Annotated in this window: 17 protein-coding genes; 11 read left to right on the plus strand and 6 right to left on the minus strand. The window is 47.2% G+C overall.

Annotated elements, in window-relative coordinates; translation table 11 throughout:
- Position 1 precedes the first annotated feature (1 nt).
- Positions 2 to 649 carry a hypothetical protein gene (locus H5647_RS02600; protein ID WP_121495346.1) on the plus strand — a complete coding sequence of 216 codons (648 nt, stop codon included), beginning with the start codon at positions 2 to 4 and terminating at the stop codon, positions 647 to 649.
- A gap of 64 nt (positions 650 to 713) precedes the next feature.
- Here H5647_RS02600 and slmA read toward each other — a convergent pair whose 3' ends face one another.
- The 4 genes from slmA to coaBC all read right to left on the minus strand — a co-directional run bounded on the left by slmA (position 714) and on the right by coaBC (position 6,336).
- A complete protein-coding gene (gene slmA, locus H5647_RS02605) occupies positions 714 to 1,322 on the minus strand; it encodes a nucleoid occlusion factor SlmA (protein ID WP_045856075.1) in 609 nt (202 codons plus the stop codon).
- A 244-nt stretch (positions 1,323 to 1,566) separates the two neighbouring features.
- Complete coding sequence (gene argB / locus H5647_RS02610; protein ID WP_045856077.1) at positions 1,567 to 2,508, minus strand: acetylglutamate kinase; 942 nt, start codon at positions 2,506 to 2,508, stop codon at positions 1,567 to 1,569.
- Complete coding sequence (locus H5647_RS02615; RefSeq protein WP_045856079.1) at positions 2,508 to 5,054, minus strand: phosphomannomutase/phosphoglucomutase; 2,547 nt, start codon at positions 5,052 to 5,054, stop codon at positions 2,508 to 2,510. Before H5647_RS02615 ends, argB begins: the two co-directional genes overlap by 1 nt.
- A 49-nt stretch (positions 5,055 to 5,103) precedes the next feature.
- Entirely contained in the window at positions 5,104 to 6,336 is a 1,233-nt protein-coding gene (gene coaBC, locus H5647_RS02620; RefSeq protein ID WP_045856082.1) for a bifunctional phosphopantothenoylcysteine decarboxylase/phosphopantothenate--cysteine ligase CoaBC, read from the minus strand.
- Between the two features lie 116 nt (positions 6,337 to 6,452).
- On the opposite strand from coaBC, the gene radC reads away from it, so the two are divergent.
- The 5 genes from radC to mutM all read left to right on the plus strand — a co-directional run bounded on the left by radC (position 6,453) and on the right by mutM (position 10,002).
- Positions 6,453 to 7,127, plus strand: a complete 675-nt coding sequence (gene radC / locus H5647_RS02625; RefSeq protein WP_045856084.1) for a RadC family protein — start codon at positions 6,453 to 6,455, stop codon at positions 7,125 to 7,127.
- Between the two features lie 114 nt (positions 7,128 to 7,241).
- Positions 7,242 to 8,357 (plus strand): glycoside hydrolase family 5 protein, encoded by a 1,116-nt coding sequence (locus H5647_RS02630; protein ID WP_045856086.1) that lies wholly within the window; start codon positions 7,242 to 7,244, stop codon positions 8,355 to 8,357.
- Between the two features lie 254 nt (positions 8,358 to 8,611).
- The gene (gene rpmB / locus H5647_RS02635; RefSeq protein ID WP_045856088.1) at positions 8,612 to 8,848 is read left to right on the plus strand and encodes a 50S ribosomal protein L28; all 237 of its coding nucleotides are present in this window, start codon (positions 8,612 to 8,614) and stop codon (positions 8,846 to 8,848) included.
- A gap of 24 nt (positions 8,849 to 8,872) precedes the next feature.
- A complete protein-coding gene (gene rpmG, locus H5647_RS02640; RefSeq protein WP_045856089.1) occupies positions 8,873 to 9,028 on the plus strand; it encodes a 50S ribosomal protein L33 in 156 nt (51 codons plus the stop codon).
- 155 nt (positions 9,029 to 9,183) lie between these two features.
- Positions 9,184 to 10,002, plus strand: coding sequence for a bifunctional DNA-formamidopyrimidine glycosylase/DNA-(apurinic or apyrimidinic site) lyase (gene mutM / locus H5647_RS02645; protein WP_045856091.1), 819 nt, complete (start codon positions 9,184 to 9,186; stop codon positions 10,000 to 10,002).
- A gap of 7 nt (positions 10,003 to 10,009) precedes the next feature.
- On the opposite strand, the gene H5647_RS02650 is transcribed toward mutM, so the two are convergent.
- Entirely contained in the window at positions 10,010 to 10,444 is a 435-nt protein-coding gene (locus H5647_RS02650) for a hypothetical protein (RefSeq protein WP_045856093.1), read from the minus strand.
- A 403-nt stretch (positions 10,445 to 10,847) separates the two neighbouring features.
- Complete coding sequence (gene rph / locus H5647_RS02655) at positions 10,848 to 11,567, minus strand: ribonuclease PH (protein WP_045856094.1); 720 nt, start codon at positions 11,565 to 11,567, stop codon at positions 10,848 to 10,850.
- A 139-nt stretch (positions 11,568 to 11,706) separates the two neighbouring features.
- On the opposite strand from rph, the gene H5647_RS02660 reads away from it, so the two are divergent.
- The 5 genes from H5647_RS02660 (at position 11,707) to H5647_RS02680 (ending at position 16,162) form a co-directional block, all read left to right on the plus strand.
- Entirely contained in the window at positions 11,707 to 12,573 is an 867-nt protein-coding gene (locus tag H5647_RS02660; RefSeq protein ID WP_045856096.1) for a YicC/YloC family endoribonuclease, read from the plus strand.
- A 67-nt stretch (positions 12,574 to 12,640) separates the two neighbouring features.
- A complete protein-coding gene (gene gmk / locus H5647_RS02665; protein WP_045856098.1) occupies positions 12,641 to 13,258 on the plus strand; it encodes a guanylate kinase in 618 nt (205 codons plus the stop codon).
- Between the two features lie 88 nt (positions 13,259 to 13,346).
- Entirely contained in the window at positions 13,347 to 13,628 is a 282-nt protein-coding gene (gene rpoZ / locus H5647_RS02670) for a DNA-directed RNA polymerase subunit omega (protein ID WP_045856099.1), read from the plus strand.
- A 23-nt stretch (positions 13,629 to 13,651) separates the two neighbouring features.
- A complete protein-coding gene (locus H5647_RS02675; RefSeq protein WP_045856101.1) occupies positions 13,652 to 15,769 on the plus strand; it encodes a RelA/SpoT family protein in 2,118 nt (705 codons plus the stop codon).
- Positions 15,770 to 15,778: 9 nt separating this feature from the next.
- Entirely contained in the window at positions 15,779 to 16,162 is a 384-nt protein-coding gene (locus H5647_RS02680; protein ID WP_045856103.1) for a RidA family protein, read from the plus strand.
- The last annotated feature ends 73 nt before the right edge of the window (positions 16,163 to 16,235 follow it).

Here is a 16,235-nt window from a genome sequence, read left to right on the forward strand (position 1 = left end):
AATGAAGCACTACCCGATAACGCACCACCGCAGCGCTCGCAGCATACGCTTTGCGCTAATTGGTGGCTGCCTTCTAAGTATTCTCAGCGTAAGCGCCAACGCTCAGCATGTGTATTACCGATACATCAATAAAGACGGCGTAAAGGTACTCGATCACTCTATTCCACCCGAATACGCCCAGTCGGGCTATGAAGTTATCAATGCTTCGGGAAAGGTTGTAAAAGTTGTAGCTCCAGCTCCCTCCGCCGAAGAAATATCTCGCAACGCCAAAGAGCGTGAAATTTTAGAAACCTATGCTCGCCTAAAGCGTCGTTATTCTTCTACCGACGCAATGGAGGCCTATAAACAACGGCAACTAAAAAGCATCAACAACAACATATCAACATTAAAGGGTATTATTCGAGGCCTACAAGAACAAATTAACACCACCACCAGTAAGGCCGCCGATTACGAACGCAGAGGTGTCGATGTACCCAGCCTCATTCTAAGCAAGCTCAATGACTTACATGCCGAGCTAGCAATATCAAATGAGCTGCTGGCCTATCGACAAAAAGAATATCAAGATGTTACCCACAAATTTGATTCCGACATTTTGGCGTACTTACGAGGGGAAGCCCTAGAAGAAATGTCGAGGGAGAAAATCAACTAACACGGGCGCCGGAACAAGAAAAATCTGGGGAAACAGGACACAACAGTACTAACGCCACTAAGCACTAACTTAACTGGGGTTCTCCAGCCAGAATGCCGTGCACCATATGGTGCCAATGTTGCGGCCAATTCTCGGTCGGAATGCGTTTAAATTCGCTACGCACATAAAGCGACATTTTCCCATCAACGAATGCCATTAAAAGCCCTGTTGTATCAAGAATAGACATCCCAAAATGCAAGCCCTCTTTGAGTTCAGCTTCTCGGAAAATCTGACGCAAGTGGGTTTCTAATCTCTCAAATAATTGAACCACTCGCAACCGCAGCCGGTCAGTTTCACCCGCTAGTGCATCGCCCGTTAGAATACGGGTAATGCCTGGGTTACGCTCCGAAAAAGCTAACACCAGGTGCAACATTTTTTCGCAACGCTTTAGCGCATCATCACCCTCGGCATTAATAATCGAGATTCGTGAAAACAGCGTGTCTTCAATAAACTCAATTAAACCTTCGTACATTTTTGACTTGCTTGGAAAGTGACGGTACAACGCGGCTTCCGAGACACCCACTTCTTTTGCCAATGCAGCTGTCGTAATTCTAGCGCCGGGACTCACTTCTAGCATATGCGCTAGTGCTTCTAAAATTTGCTGTTGACGAGGCTTTTTATTATTTGTATTCATGCAAAATATATTTTCTTAAAAGACCTTGGAGTAGCCAAGCAATAATCAGCCCCTTTTTATACGCCGTTCAAAGCGGTCAAAAAAAGCGTTACGTCTTTGTGGCAATTTCATAGGCAATCCTGGCCCCTCGATAAGAAGTGGTATTAACCACTCTTCGGCCAAATGAATCGACTCGCGTGAAAGACTTATCCTAGCTGCTAGTCAATGCCGCTTCAACTGTAGAATGACCTAAAAACGGAAATACTCAGCGACCTTGGTCGCTAATCAAGGTTCCAACACCCGCATCTGTAAAAATTTCCAACAATACGGCATGTGGAACACGCCCATCAACAATATGCGCGCTAGCCACTCCCGATTTTACAGCATCAAGCGCACAGCGAATTTTCGGCAACATACCACCGTGAATGGTGCCATCTTCGATTAGTTCATCAACCTTTTCGGTACTCAAACCGGTCAAAACCTGACCCTGCTTATCTTGTAAACCGGCAACATTGGTCAATAGCATTAGTTTTTCAGCCATCAGCACCTCAGCCACTTTACCCGCTACTAGATCGGCATTTATATTGTAAGAAACACCATCACGACCAACACCAATCGGAGCGATTACGGGAATAAAGTCGCTCTGTACAAGCAAGTCAATTACAGCTCGATTAATCGACTCAACCTCACCAACATGACCTATATCGATAATCTCCGGCGCGTCCATATTCGCTTTTTGCTCTTCCGTCAGGCGTCGGCTAATCACCATTTTTTTTGCCTGAATTAAATGGCCATCTTTTCCTGTCAATCCAATTGCTTGACCACCCGCACCATTAATTAAACTTACAATCTGTTTATTAACAGTTGCACCTAAAACCATTTCGACAACATCCATGGTTTCGCTATCGGTAACACGCATACCATCAACAAATTCAGATTGAATATTAAGTTTTTTTAATAGTTCGCCGATTTGAGGGCCTCCGCCATGTACAATTATGGGGTTCATCCCTACAAGTTTCATTAACACAACATCGCGTGCAAAACTTTGTTGCAAGGACTCGTCCGTCATGGCGTTTCCACCATATTTAACAACAATAGTTTTACCCGTAAATTGTTGTATATAAGGAAGCGCTTCGGTTAATACTTCTGCGACTTGGGTAGGATTATATTGCGAAGGGGTATCAGTTAAATTATTGGAGCCTAACATTAGGTATATTTTTTCCAGTCAACGTTTAAAGTGGAATCCACAGCTCTAAGCTGTTTTACAAACAACGATTTTAATTGATGCAGCGCGTTGTCATCATCTGCTTCGAAACGTAAGGTTAAGTGAGCGGAGGTATTCGATGCACGCACCAAGCCCCAGCCATTCGAGTAATCCACACGAATACCATCCAGCGTTGTTACTTTGCCACTACCAAATTCACCCGATTCAATTAACTGACGAACAATGTCGAATTTTTTCTCTTCTGGCACATCTACACGTATCTCGGGTGTATGAGGAGACTCAGGAAACTCTTTAAACATTTGATCTAAAGATTCTCCCTGCAAACTCATTATTTCAATTAAGCGAGCAGCCGCGTATAACCCGTCATCAAACCCATACCATCGGTCTTTAATAAAAATATGCCCTGAATACTCACCGCCAACCAATGCGCCCGTCTCTCGCATTTTGGCTTTCATTGGCGAGTGCCCTGTTTTCCACATAATAGGTCGTCCACCCACTTCCGTTATGCAGTTATTGAGGTGACGCGTACTTTTTACATCAAAAACAACATCTGCTCCTGGGTTGCGGGAAACAATATCTTTCGCAAAAAGCATCAACAGCCTATCCGGCCAAATAATTTTTCCGCTTGAGGTTACAACGACTATTCGGTCGCCATCACCATCCAAGGCAACGCCCAAATCAGCCTTAACTTCTTTGACTTTTTCTACTAGGGCGATTAGATTTTTTTCAATGGTAGGATCAGGCTCGTGATTGGGAAAACTTCCATCCAAATCGCAATATAATGGCGTCACTTGGCAACCTAGCTCTTCAAATAATTTCGGCGCAACTATACCGGGCACCGCATTAGCCGCGTCAACGACAATAGAGACATCCCCCGCCAACGCCACATCGGAAAAAATTGCATCAATGTAGCCCGGTACAATATCAAATCGCGACTCTTCGCCCTTCCCTTGATAAACGTTATTTGCCAGTATGCGCGAACGAACTGCTTTAATATCTTGCTCTGACCGGCACTTACCACCCATAACAATTTTAAAACCATTTTGACTCGCCGCATTGTGACTAGCCGTGACCATGACACCACTAGAACCCGCATCGAGCGTTTCCGTTGCAAAATACAGTAACGGGGTTGGCACCGTACCAAGGTTCAGAACATGACAACCACTATTAAGAATACCTCGAATAAGGTATTCCGTTAATGTCGGGCTATGAGTGCGAGCATCGCGCGCAACGATTAATGTATCGTCTCCGGTATCTAGCGCTTCACTGCCTAAGGCTTGCCCTAGCAGCATGGCAAAGTTTTCGTCTATGCCGCCCTTACCGTAAGGGCCACGAATATCGTAGGCTCGAAATACAAACTCAGGAATATCAGGTATTCCATCTTCGTTACTGCCCTCAGAATCATCTGGCGTCTCTATTCGACGTTTTGAGGCTTCACGTTCTCGTTCTTGCAAGCCCAGTAATGTTTCATCTTCATCGGCAACTGCAACATCCAGAATATCGGCTTTGCGAGCCCGCCCGTCTTTGGCCTCAACAGTAGGTTCTGCTCCCGTTGCAACAGCCGTTATTGTTTGCCACGTATTTTTAGTATTGCCCCTATCTAGAACAGACTGTAAACGCTCCCCTATCCGACTACCTAGCCATAAGGAAAATACGATAAGCGCCAACGAAAATAACACAAGCCCCGTAAGAATAAACGGTATGTTAACTTCGGCTTGCTCCGACAAACGATAACTTGGTGAGAATTTAACAATCCACGGGCTATTCGCCACTGGCGCTAATTTAGCTTCGCCAACAGCATTTACACTGTATTGCGCTACCGTTTGGGCGCTTCCACTGCCCTTACCGAAATGCTGAGCGAGTACAATATTACCCATACCAATATTGTTTAGCTCTAGCGCCTTGGTAACACCTTCAACCGATAGGCTCACCATCATTGATCCAACCACGGGAATGCCCGGCTCGCTTGGAATAGGGCTAACAAAGGTGAGGAGTCGTTTATCTTGCAGTATGAGTGCTTCTGGTTGGGTAGGCTGACGGTTTTCCGCAAAACGGATTAATTCTAATTCGGCAAAACGAATGGGAGGAAACGTTTTGGCATCATGCTGCGCTTCGCCAATACGAAAAAAGCGGACAGCTTCAATATGTGCCAACTGGCTTTTTAATACCTTTTCGAACTCTAACAACGCCGTAATATTGTTATTTTCTATCGCTGCTGACAATTGCGGCTTACCAGTAAATTGCGCCACCGATCGCTCAATATTTTGCACATAAAATTCAACATTCTGCGCCGTTAGCTCGGCACGCTGTTGCGATAATTCCTGTAGTTGGTTTTGTTCTTTTTCATTTACTTCAATGCGGTGAACTTCATGCGCAAGATACCCACTCAGCACTCCCGCTAAAACAATCGCGACTATACGACAAACCGCAACAAGCGAAAGATTACTATTACGCCCAGATTTGCCCATGCCATCCGTGCTTGCCTGCTTTGTATCCGGGTCTGAAAATTTCTCGAAGTTATCAGCCACCAATAGTTCCTTGTATCATCGTCGCTTCGTTAAATAGGTATTCTTGTGATTAAAGGCTATGCAGTTGTCCCGCAACCCAATCTATCAAATCTCGGCCCAATTGCGCCTTGCTCCGTTTAGTATAGTGCTCGACATGGCCTGTACTGGAAATGACCTTCACACTATTGTGATCGCTATCAAAGCCTATGCCTGCCTGCGAAACATCGTTAGCTACAATAGCATTCAAGCCCTTTCGCTTAAGCTTATCAATAGCGTGATCGTCAAGTCGCTCGGTTTCAGCTGCAAACCCCATCACAAAACGCGAACCGGGACTTGCTGCTGCTGCTGCCACAATATCTGGGTTTTTCACCAAATCTAACCGCAATTCATTGCTCGGCCCTTTTTTCATTTTTTGGGGCGCCATAGCGAGAGGTCGATAGTCCGCGACGGCCGCAGCAGCAATTACTATATCCACAGTAGGCACTTCAGCCATCACTGCTTCGTGCATTTGTTGCGCCGTCTCGACCGATACGACACGAACATGAGACGGTACCTGAAGGTGTGTAGGGCCACTCACTAAAATTACGCTCGCGCCGGCTTCCATCGCCGCATCGGCAAGTGCATAACCCATTTTACCGGAACTACGATTACTGATAAAACGAACGGGATCGATAGGCTCCACCGTTGGGCCTGCTGTAATTAATACCTTCTTTCCCGCAAGACTACCGACCGAAAATAGCGCGGCAACCTGATGCACCAATCGCTCGACATCAAGCATACGACCTGGGCCAATATCCCCACAGGCTTGCTCTCCCTCATCGGGGCCTGCGAACACGACCCCGCCGGCCTTTAATAAATTGATATTGCGCTGAGTCGCCGAGCTAGACCACATCACCTGATTCATAGCCGGTGCCACCAACTTCGGAGCATGCGTAGCCAAATAAAGGGTACTCAACAGATCAGAACCCTCTCCGTGGGCCAGCTTTGCGATAACATTAGCCGTAGCGGGGGCTATCAACACGACATCAGCCCAACGAGCCAGCTCAATGTGGCCCATACCAGCTTCTGCATCCGCATCCAATAACGCTGTATGAACAGGGTTACCCGATAGCGCCTGCAAGGTTAAGGGTGTTACAAACTCTTGTGCTGCACGGGTCATTACCACTCGTACATCAGCCCCTATCGACGTTAATCGTCGCACTAACTCTGCACACTTATACGCCGCAATACCGCCCGACACCCCAAGCAAAATATTTTTGTTCGCCAGAGAATAGATATCGGTAGTGAAGGATTCAGATGTCATGTGATGACTCGAAGACGTGGGAAGCAAGAAGGCGCCTTACTTGGCAAGCCTCAATTAGGCGGCTAAGATACCATTTTCACGGACATGAATGAACTCATCTGGCAAAGGAACTCGCCATGGCAATTACCGACTGGCCCGCTGCAGAGCGGCCAAGAGAAAAACTATTATCCAAAGGTGCTAACGCACTTTCTGACGCCGAGCTACTGGCCATTTTTTTGCGTACCGGCGTCACAGGCAAAACGGCCGTTGATCTCGCACGTGAACTGCTTTCACACTTTGGGGGCCTCAGGCCATTGTTGGACGCCAGCCAAAAGGAGTTTTGTCGAGCATTAGGCTTAGGGACGGCAAAATTTGCTCAATTACAAGCCGTGCTCGAAATGTCGCGTCGACATATTAGCGAGCAACTACAGCGAGACATTCAATTTAGCAGCAGCCGCGCCGTTAAAGACTACTTGCAGTTGCAGCTACGAGAGAAAACCTCAGAAGTATTTGCCGCACTCTTCCTTGATAGCCAGCACCGGCTCATCGCCTTTGAGGAACTCTTTCAGGGCACCATCGACGGAGCCGCCGTCTACCCCCGTGAAGTTGTCAAACGGGCGCTTAGCCACAACGCAGCTGCGGTAATCTTCGCTCACAATCACCCCTCAGGTATCGCCGAGCCGAGCAATGCGGACCATAACATTACTCGCCGGCTAAAAGATGCCCTGAGCCTATTAGATATCAGAACATTAGACCACCTCGTTGTAGGCGACGCAGACGTTGTCTCTTTTGCCGATAATGGCTGGCTGTAAATAACTGACGCCAAACTAACTTATGTATCGTTATAATAAAATATTTGCCACTTGCGGCTATCCGTCAGGACACCTATACAACACTATAATTACAACGCATTAGCGAGATCAGCTATGAAAACTCTATATACCCAGCTATCGGCAACTCTTCGAGTTACTGTCTCTACCCTTTTACTTCTATTCGTCGCCCAACTCACTACTGCAAGCCCCAGCACGCCTGCGGCGGCCGGCGAATGGTGGAACCAACCCTACCCATCACGATTTGACTCAAGCACGCTTAACAACCCAATGAGCTTGATTCGCGTTGAAGGCAATGCATTTGTTAACGAAGCTGGCGAGACGGTTGTTTTTCGTGGCGTAAACATTTCCGACCCCGACAAGCTAGAGCAAAAGGGCAAATGGAGCAAAGCTCACTTTGAAGCGGTAAAAGCCTATGGCGCAAACGTTATACGCGTACCCGTTCATCCTGTTGCTTGGCAAAAACGAGGCAATAACGATTATTTCACCCTTCTCGATCAAGCGGTTCACTGGGCAAACGAGCTCGGCATGTACCTTATTATCGACTGGCATTCTATCGGTAATTTAAAGACTGAGATGTACCAACACCCTATGTACAATACAACGCTGAAGGAAACACGGGAGTTTTGGCGTCAGGTGTCATTTAGATACAAGGGCGTTCCGACTATTGCCGTATATGAACTCTTCAATGAGCCCACGCTATACAGCGGCCAGCTTGGAGAAGCCTCATGGGACGAATGGAGAGAAATTAACGAAAGCCTGATTAAGATCATCTATTCCCATGACACCGACGTTATCCCCTTAGTGGCCGGCTTTAACTGGGCCTACGATTTAAGTGAAGTACGTAAAAAACCAATACGCGCCAAAGGCATTGCCTATGCCGCTCACCCCTACCCCACAAAATCCAAAAAGCCTGCCGCCGAAAAGCCTAAAGACTGGGAAAAAACGTGGGGCTATGTCGCTAACAAATACCCTATGATCGCCACTGAACTTGGCTGGATGCGCGCAGGATTGCCCGGCGCGCATATTCCCGTTATCGATGATGGAAGTTACGGCCCCGTAATCGTCGATTACCTTACACAGAAGAATATTAGCTGGACCGTATGGTGTTTTGACCCTGACTGGCCACCTCAAATGATCTCGGATTGGGACTACACGCCCACCGAACAAGGAGAATTTTTCCGTAAGGTCATGTTAGAACAAAATCAGTAGCCTTTAGCCAAATCGCCCCACAAGCCTTGCCAGTCGCGGGGCGATTTAAGTATTGGCTCGCAAATTCAAGCATACAAATTCAATTCCCAGTTGCTATTGCGGGTTCAGTTTGGTATAAAACGCGCCTCTTTTCGGCCAGCCACCGCTTCCAGCGTGATTTTTAGCCGATCAGGTCGAATATAATCCAATTTATTTTTTGACTACCGGCGTCACATGCCGTGGTCCTACACCTACTAAATTTAAGAGGTAAGACAATGGCTAAGGTTTGTCAGGTTACCGGAAAACGTCCGATAACAGGCCACAACGTATCTCACGCAAAAAACCACACTAAGCGTCGTTTTTTGCCAAACCTGCACTCTCACCGTTTTTGGCTTGAGTCAGAGAAGCGTTTTGTAAAATTGCGTGTTTCCAGCAAGGGTATGCGTATCATCGATAAAAACGGTATTGAGTCTGTATTGGCTGATATCCGTGCCCGCGGCGAAAAAGTTTAATCGCGGAATTTCTGGAGAATTATCATGCGTGAAAAAATCCGTTTGAACTCAAGCGCCGGTACTGGTCACTTTTACACTACCGACAAGAACAAGCGCACCATGCCGGGCAAAATGGAGATCAAAAAGTACGATCCCGTTGTTCGCAAGCATGTTATGTATAAAGAAGGCAAAATTAAGTAAGCTGCCCTCTCTCTGTAAAAAACCCGGCTCTTGCTGGGTTTTTTTGTATATGCTCGTCCATTTTCGATAAAATTCACACCAGCACACTCTCTCTTCACCTCATCGCCACCCTATACTCACTCCACCACAACACAGCCCCCCTAATAGACCAAACGATGCCAGAACTACCGGAAGTTGAAACCACCCGCGCAGGAATACTCGCTCACTTAGCCGGCCAGCACATCAAAACGCTTGTTATCCGTAACCCAAACCTGCGATGGCCTGTGCCGCTAGACATCAGCGCGCTCACGAAAGGCACCCGCATAGAAAACATAGCGCGCAGAGGAAAGTACCTACTTTTCCAGCTATCGAACCAAGGCACGCTTATTTGGCACCTAGGCATGTCCGGCAGCATGCGTATAGACACGAACACTGTACCGCCCGGTAAACACGACCACATCGACCTGGTTACACGAAACGGCACCACACTGCGGTATAACGATCCCCGTCGATTTGGCTCATTACATTACACTGAGGAGCCCGCTGACACACACCCGCTTCTCTCGCATCTTGGCCCAGAGCCACTCACGTTAGACTTCAACAGCGATTATCTATTTAAACGATCACGCAAACGCTCCCTTGTAATCAAAACATTGATCATGGATAGCAAGGTAGTTGTAGGCGTAGGCAATATTTATGCGAACGAAGCGCTATTTAACGCAGGAATTCATCCTTTAAAGCCGGCGGGAAAAATATCCAAGCTCGCCTGTGAAAAACTCACAAAAGAAATCAAGTACGTTCTTACAACGGCGATAAAACAAGGCGGCACCACGCTGCGCGACTTTACCAATAGCGACGGCAAGCCGGGTTATTTTTCTCAACAATTAAAAGTGTATGGAAGAGCAGGAGAGCCCTGCATAGTGTGCGGAAAATCACTTATCGAAAAACGTGTGTCACAGCGGGCAACCGTTTACTGCACTCGTTGCCAGCGCTAATTAGCGCCTAGTTAACAGGCACTGCACTAAGGTTAGTTACCGCTAGCCTATCACTCTGAGGCTTAACCATTCTAGGCACTGGCGTCGTAACATTAATATAAACCGTATCGCTGAACGAAAAGCCTTCTAGGGGCTGACGACTATCAATGCTAACCCAACGCGCGCGATAACCATAAGTACCGTTTTCACGCACAAGCTCAGAAAGTGCCGTAAAACGGGGGCCAGTCAAAATTCGCTGAAAGTCACCGCCATCTTTGTTACGGTAGACCTCCAACTGACGCCCTTCACTCTCGGATTGAAACGCACTCACCTCAGATTCTATTCGTAGCACATAGCTACCATCGTCCGATTTCTCTGGTGCGCTTAATAATATCGGTTCTGCGCGTACTGCTCCTGCCCCCAGAATGCAGCACAGAACGGTCAAAGATACTGACAGTTTCATACTTTCTCTCGATGTTTCACTCGTTAACCTGCCTACATAAAAACGATACAAGCCATCCCCTGCTCATAGCGGCAATTATGTAAACAGAACATAGAACGCCTTAAAGTATCTCACCCCCAACGCAAATGAGTGTTGGTGGTACTATTCCCCCATAAAACGTCCCATCTTTAATCGCGTAATCCGCGCGACCTAATTGTCGCAGGAAACAGCACTCAGTAGTGCTTCACAGATCGCATTTCAACCGAAAATACGCCCTTTCTGTTAATTAAACCGGCACCCAATCCCCTGCTAATTATGCCAACAGCAGAACCGCTGTGTATTCCTTGCACTATTCTACGCTTCAATTAGGCCGCCGCCTTATAAAATTCTGTACCCATTTGTAACAAAATAATTGATTAGTGTCCTACTCGGCCAACGCCTTTTTCTGCAACTCATTTAGTTCCACAATGCCTTTTTTTGCGAGGGCAAACATCGCGCCAAACTGCTCTTCTGAAAAAGGCGCTTTTTCGGCAGTACCTTGAATTTCAATAAGACCACCCGCTTCAGTCATCACTATATTCATATCAGTATCCGCAGACGAATCTTCAGGGTAATCCAAATCGAGAACCGGCTGTCCGTTCACAATGCCTACCGATACAGAAGCCACCATATGCAGTAACGGATCGCAGCTTATCTTTTTCGAGCGCTGCAGATACCGTAACGCATCAACCAAAGCCACACTCGCACCAGTAATTGCTGCCGTGCGCGTGCCGCCATCAGCCTGAATAACATCACAATCCAATACAATGGTGTACTCGCCCAACGCCGACAAATCCACAGCCGCGCGCAAAGACCGACCAATTAATCGCTGAATTTCAACCGTGCGACCGCCCTGCTTGCCTCGAGCCGCTTCACGCCCCATTCTGGAGCCCGTAGAGCGCGGTAACATGCCATATTCCGCCGTTATCCACCCTCGGCCTTCGCCTTTCATAAAACGAGGCACGCCTTCTTCTACTGTTGCCGTACAAATCACTTTAGTATTTCCAAAAGACACTAAAACCGAACCCTCGGCATGGCATGTAAAATTGCGCTGAATAGAAATATCGCGAAGTTGATCAACTGCTCTGCCGCTAGGTCTTGTCATTACTGCTTACCTTTTGTAGGGAATTTTTTAGAGGGCGGCTATTATGCTATTGTCCGCCGGAATTTAATATCGCTGTGTTACTATTAGTGATCAAGATTATACTCACCAAAATACCTTAAAAATCATCAAGGAAGCATCTATGCCGCGCAGTATGACTGGCTTTGCTCGACAGCAAATCCAATACCCATGGGGCAGCCTGAGCTGTGAAATTCGTAGCGTTAATCATCGCTATCTAGAGCCAACCATCCGCTTGCCCGATGCTTTACGCGCCTCTGAAACTCCGTTACGCGAACAATTACGTAAAAGCCTAAGCCGGGGGAAAATTGAAGTTGGCATCTATTTGAAAACCGAAGAATCAAGCGACAATAATCTTGGTTTAAATAAAAAACTCGCAGAACAAATTGCGAGCCTTGCCGCAGAAGTGAGCCAGCACATTGCCCACCCCGCGCACATTAACCCGCTCGACATTTTACGCTGGCCGGGCGTTCTTCAAGCCGCCGATTTAGATCCTGAAATACTCGCCGCCGCCACGACCGATATTTTTTCGCAGACGCTAAGCTTACTCATAGCCAATCGCGAGCGAGAAGGTGTCGAGTTACAAGGCTTTATATTACAACGTCTCGACACTATTGGTGAACACGTTAAAGTTGTGCATAAGTATTTACCCGAGATGCAAAGTGCCTACAAAGAAAAACTGCGCGCGAAAATTGAAGCCCTGCAAACCGATGTAGACGAAGAGCGTTTCGCCCAAGAAGTGGTCTATGTTTGTCAGAAATCGGATGTTGCAGAAGAGCTAGACCGGCTCAATGCTCACATACAAGAGGTCACGCTCACACTTCAGCAAAAAGGCCCTGTTGGCCGCCGCCTAGATTTTCTAATGCAGGAATTGAATCGAGAGGCCAATACGCTTTCCTCTAAATCAATGTCCAGTGAGACCTCACAAATTGCTGTGGACTTAAAAGTCCTTATTGAGCAGATGCGCGAACAAGTACAGAATATTGAGTAAAACCGTTTAGTTATTGCAGGCTATAATTTTATTTCATTGCCCCTAAGTTTGGAGTTACATCTTTTACATGAGTTACCAAGGCACCCTCTACACTGTTTCTGCCCCATCTGGCGCGGGTAAAACCAGTCTCGTTAAAGCGCTCGCCGATTCTACCGACGGTATTTGCGTATCCGTTTCCCACACCACTCGGCCTATACGCCCAGGGGAAGAAAACGGTGTTAACTACCATTTTGTCAGCCACGAACAGTTCGCCTCAATGGTTGAGCAAAGCTCGTTTCTTGAGCACGCGCAAGTCTTTACCAATTATTACGGTACCTCTACGAAATGGGTGGAGGAAAGTTTGGCCTCAGGCGTTGATGTGATACTCGAAATTGACTGGCAAGGTGCCCAGCAGGTGCGCAAGCATATTCCCGGCACAGTAGGAGTGTTTATTCTACCCCCGTCTCGGCCAGCGCTTCTGGAGCGACTAACCGGCAGAGGGCAAGATGGCGAAGCGGTAATTGCAGCGCGCATGGCCGAAGCCGAAAACGAGATATCGCACTTTGTAGAGGCCGATTACCTCGTTATAAACGACGATTTCGATGTCGCCCTTACCGAGTTTCGATCAATAGTGGTCGCTCAGCGGCAAAAGCTTGAAAAACAGCAACAAAAGCACCAAGACTTACTCCAAGAGCTCTTGTCGTAACTGCGCAATTTGCGTACACTTCCTGCCCTTTTCAGAGCCGCCCAAAAGGCTCTAGCGGGATTTTTTAATTACCTTCGGAAATAGACTAATGGCACGTATCACTGTAGAAGATTGTTTGGATCACGTTGATAACCGTTTTGAACTCGTTATTGTGGGTAGCAAGCGCGCTCGTCAACTTGCCGTGCAGGGCAAAGAGCCTTTGGTTGCACCAGAAAACGACAAGCCAACGGTTATCGCTTTGCGTGAAATAGAAGAAGGTCTAATCGACGCAAGTATTCTCACTCAAGAAGATGACGATGCATCCGATGAACTCATTCTTCCCGAAACCATGCTTGAAGATTCAGGCATGAACCCCGCCGCCGATAGCTAATCGGAGGCCCTAGGAGGAACGCCTTGCTCACCATAGATTCGCTCAGCCATAGGCTTTCCTCCTATCTCGAACCCACGCAGATAAACCGCGTTAAGCGCGCCTACTACTACGCCGAGCAAGCCCATGCGGGACAATATCGGCGCAGCGGCGAGGCTTATATTACCCACCCCTTGGCGGTGGCCAATATTCTTGCCTCCATTCACATGGACCACCAAAGCTTAATGGCGGCCATGTTACACGACGTTATCGAAGATACTGGTATAGGCAAAGCGGCCATCAGCCATCAATTTGGCGAGCAGGTCGCCAACATTGTTGATGGTGTCAGTAAACTCGCCAAAATTGAATACGAAACTCAAGCCGAAAAACAGGCCAAAAACTTTCAAAAAATGGCCATGGCTATGGCGCGGGACCTACGCGTAATCGTCGTTAAACTGTCCGATCGACTACACAATATGCGCACCCTCGGCGCGCTACCCGCGGAAAAAAAACGCCGAATTGCCAAAGAAACATTGGAAATTTACGCCCCCATTGCCCATAGACTAGGCATGAACGACTGGCGAATCGAATTTGAAGATCGCGGCTTTGCAGCCATGCACCCTTTACGGGCAACACGCCTACATGCCTCACTGCAACAAGTAAGAGGTAACCGTAAAACACTCGTTGAAAAAATTCAGGCGGCTATAGAGTTACGCTTACAGCGAGAAAGCATAGACGGCCTTGTCATTGGTCGAGAAAAACACCTCTTTAGCATTTACAATAAAATGCGCAGTAAACATAAATCCTTTAAAGAAATAATGGATGTTTATGCGTTCCGTATTATTGTGGAAGACATCGACACCTGCTACCGCGCTCTCGGCGCCATTCATAATTTATACAAACCCAAACCCGGCGAATTTAAAGATTACATCGCCATCTCCAAAGAAAACGGCTACCAATCACTCCATACGGTTATCATTGGTACACAAGGTGTCCCCATTGAAGTGCAAATTCGCACCAAGGAAATGGACGAACTTGCCAGCCGAGGCGTTGCCGCTCATTGGCTTTACAAGTCGTCGGGGGACGATGACTCGGCCTCAGCTGGCAGCTATGACCGCGCTAATCGCTGGATAAAACGTTTACTCGAAATTCAACAGCACACTAACAGTTCCGTTGAATTTGTTGAAAACGTTAAAATCGATTTGTTTCGCGATGAGGTCTATGTATTTACACCCAAGGGCGAGATCATTGAATTGCCCGCTGGCTCGACACCTGTCGATTTTGCCTATGCCGTACACACACAAGTCGGCAACACCTGTGTAGCATGCCGTATTAATGACCGCCCTGCACCGCTATCTCAACAGCTCGAAAGCGGTCAAAAAATAAAGATTATTTCGTCCGAAAAATCGCAGCCCAACCCCAATTGGTTAAATTTTGTGATTACCGCAAAAGCACGCGCGGCCATTCGACATTATTTAAAAAATCAGCGTCATACCGAATCTGTTGAACTTGGCAAACGCATGTTCATGCGAGCACTCACCAATAACAACCTGCAATTTGACCAACTGAATCACGATCAAATTACCGGATTACTCGAAAAAACCACAAGCGAATCGCTGGACGAAATGTATGAAAGTGTTGGCTTAGGCCGAATTACCGCCCTCACCATTACCAGTATTTTATTGCCCGATTCCGACGAAAATCGCGATGGCACGGGTATTACACCCATATCCATCGAATCACCCGACAGCCTACTCATAAGCTTTGCCCGATGTTGCCGCCCGATACCTGGAGACCCTGTCGTTGCGCACTTAAGTACAGGGAAAGGCGTTGTTGTTCATCGCGAACCTTGTAAAAACGTGAGTGATTTGCGCAGTAAAAAAGAAAGCCTCTCCGACATTAGTTGGTCTCCGAATGTTACCGGTGAATTTTTAACGATTATTCGAGTAGAAGTAAAATCCGAGCGCGGAATTATTGCCTCGCTTGCCACACGCATTGCCAATACCGGAACGAGTATTGAAGGTATCCAAGTAGATGAGCGCGATGCAGAAAATAGTGTTATCACTTTAACCGTCGCCGTTACTAGCCGAGTACATTTAGCCAATGTGATGCGCTCTATTCGTAATATGCGTTCCGTTACCAGTGTCGGTCGACCTAAAACCTAAGGAAACCTCATGCCCAACAAAGCGATTATTCATTCAGACAATGCCCCCAAAGCGATTGGCACTTATTCTCAGGCCGTAAAAGTAAGCAATACGGTTTATTTGTCGGGGCAAATTCCGCTGATTCCAGACACAATGGAAATGATTGAAGGTGATTTCGAAGCACAAGCAGAGCAAGTGTTTATCAACCTAAGCGCCGTATGTGAAGCAGCAGGCGGCACACTGCAAAATATTGTGAAGCTCAATCTATTCTTAACGGACCTCAGCCACTTTCCCACCGTGAACGAGGTAATGAGTAGGTACTTTAAGGAGCCTTACCCAGCCCGAGCTGCTATCGGTGTTAAAGAACTACCGAAGGGCGCGTTGGTAGAAGCCGATGGAATAATGGTAATTTAAGGCGTTAACTTTGGAAAACCGTCAATTCCCAAACGAATTGACGGTACTCTCATCTAAAGGCCCTGTAGCCGCC

The sequence above is a fragment of the Teredinibacter purpureus genome (genome assembly GCF_014217335.1).
Taxonomy (GTDB): Bacteria; Pseudomonadota; Gammaproteobacteria; order Pseudomonadales; family Cellvibrionaceae; genus Teredinibacter; species Teredinibacter purpureus.